This window comes from Kitasatospora sp. MY 5-36, from assembly GCF_001182915.1.
Taxonomy (GTDB): domain Bacteria; phylum Actinomycetota; class Actinomycetes; order Streptomycetales; family Streptomycetaceae; genus Kitasatospora.
Window position 1 is genome coordinate 1 of record NZ_LFVW01001056.1, and the last position, 2176, is coordinate 2176.

General features: G+C 76.4%; 3 protein-coding genes. All 3 read left to right on the forward strand.

The annotated features are described in order from the left end of the window. On the forward strand, positions 1-1005 hold a 1005-nt coding region (locus tag AE652_RS40010; RefSeq protein ID WP_049660611.1), incomplete at its 5' end, for a histidine kinase. After that, positions 990-1646, forward strand: a complete 657-nt coding sequence (locus tag AE652_RS40015) for a response regulator transcription factor (protein WP_049660614.1) — start codon at positions 990-992, stop codon at positions 1644-1646. The genes AE652_RS40010 and AE652_RS40015, both read left to right, overlap by 16 nt. Before the next feature lie 71 nt (positions 1647-1717). After that, positions 1718-2080, forward strand: coding sequence for a hypothetical protein (locus AE652_RS40020; protein ID WP_049660617.1), 363 nt, complete (start codon positions 1718-1720; stop codon positions 2078-2080). Positions 2081-2176: the final 96 nt, after the last annotated feature.

Sequence of the window (2176 nt, forward strand, 5' to 3'; positions counted from 1 at the left end):
CACCGCAGCCTGCCCGGGGCGGGCCGCCGCGCCCGCGTCCGCACCCGGCTGCGCGAGCGGGCCACCTGGCGCGAACTCGCCCACGCCGGGCTCACCTCGACCGTGCTGGCCGCCGCCTCGCTGGGCTTCACCGCGCTGCTGGTGCTCTCCGGCGCGTTCACGGTCTCCCCGCTGGTGGTCTGGGCGCTCGCCCCGGAGACCGTGATGCTCGTCCCCGGGCGCGCCGTCGCCGGGCCGTTCGCCGCCCTGCCGTTCACCGCCGCCGGACTGGCCGGCCTGCTGCTCTGCGCGTACGCCGGGGCGCTGCTGGTCCGGGCCGAGGTCGCGCTGGCCCGCTTCCTGCTCGGGCCCCGGGAGGACGACCTCGGCCACCAGGTGCTCGAACTCACCCGCTCCCGGGCCCGGTTGGCCGACGCCTTCGAGGCCGAGCGGCGCCGGATCGAGCGCGACCTGCACGACGGCGCGCAGCAGCAGCTGGTCGCGCTCAGCATGACCCTCGGGCTGGCCGAGTACGAGCTGCGCGACCGGGACGGCCGGGCGGCGGAGCTCGTCACCCGGGCGCGCGGCGAGGCCCGGCAGGCGCTGGAGCAGCTGCGCGGGCTGGTGCGCGGCATCCACCCGCAGGTGCTCACCGACCACGGGCTCGCCGCCGCCGTCGACGAGGTCGCGCAGCGCCACCCGATCCCGGTGGCCACCGACATCGAGCTCCCGGAGCGGCTGCCCGCCCCGGTGGAGACCACCGCCTACTTCACCGTCACCGAGGCGCTCACCAACGCCGCCAAGCACAGCGGCGCCACCGCGATCACCGTCCACGGGCGGCTCGCGGGCGGCCGGCTGGTCGTCCAGGTGACCGACGACGGCCGGGGCGGGGCGGACCCGGCCGCCGGGGCCGGGCTGGCGGGACTCGCCGACCGGGTGGCACTGCTGAGAGGACGGTTGATGGTGACGAGCCCGACGGGCGGCCCGACGACGCTGCGGCTGGAGGTCCCGTGCTCCGGGTCGTGATCGCCGAGGACGCGGTGCTGCTGCGCGCCGGACTGGTCGAACTCCTCACCCTCGGCGGCCACCGGGTGACCGCCGCCGTCGGCGACGCGGAGGCGCTGGCCGCGGCCGTCGACGCCGAGCGGCCGGACATCGTGGTCACCGACGTCCGGATGCCCCCCGACCACACCGACGAGGGCCTGCGCGCCGCCCTCGCCCTGCGCGAGCGCCACCCGGGCCTGCCCGTCCTGGTCCTCTCCCAGTACGTGGCCACCCCGTACGCGACCCGGCTGCTCGCCGCCGCCGGCGCCCAACCGGCCGGTCTGGGCTACCTGTTGAAGGACCGGGTCGGCGACGTCGCGGACTTCCTGGACGCGCTGCGGCGGGTCGCCGACGGGGAGACGCTGATCGACCCCGAGGTGGTCCGGGTGCTGCTGCGCGGCCGGTCCGCCGACCGCCCGCTGGCCCGGCTCACCCCGCGCGAGCGCGAGGTGCTCGCGCTGATGGCCGAGGGCCTCAACAACCAGGCCGTGGCAGGCCGGTTGAGCATCACCGAGGCCTCGGTGGTGAAGCACTGCGGGAACATCTTCATGAAGCTGGACCTGGACCCGACGGAGGGCAACCGGCGGGTCCTCGCGGTGCTGGCCCACCTGCGCGGGGAGTGAACGGGCGGGCGCCGTACGGCTTTTGAGTGACGCCCTTGTCAGGGCGGCCGCGGTGCCGGAACGATGGCGGCATGGCGAGGACACGGGAACCGCAGAGCGCGATCGTCAACCGGATGCTCAAGGGCGAGGCGACCAGGGACGACACCACGACGGCCCAGACCAACTTCCTGCTGTGGCTGCGGCAGGAGTGGGCCGGGGACGGGGACCAGGCGCTGGCGGCCTGCCAGGACGTGCTGACGGCCGCCGGGGGCGAGGAGTGGCGAGCACTTCCGGAGCGCGATCTGTCCGCCCACGTCTGGCTGTTCAGCTTCTCCTGCCCGAGCCGGGAGGACCTGCCGGGCCAGGCGCGGAACTGGGTGACGGCGGTCGGCGCCAACGGCGGGGCGCCCGCGATCGCCCGGCTGGTCAGGCACCTGCGGGGGCAGCCGGAGTGACCGCGGCGGCCGGGTCGGCCGCGGTGGCGGGATTGACCGCGGTGGCCGGGTCGGCCGGGTCCGGCAGGGGCACGGCGGGGTCGAGCAGCTCGGTGA

Excerpts from the sequence above, each read along its gene's own strand:
- AE652_RS40020 (WP_049660617.1), top strand. The coding sequence starts at position 1,718 with ATGGCGAGGACACGGGAACCGCAGAGCGCGATCGTCAACCGGATGCTC.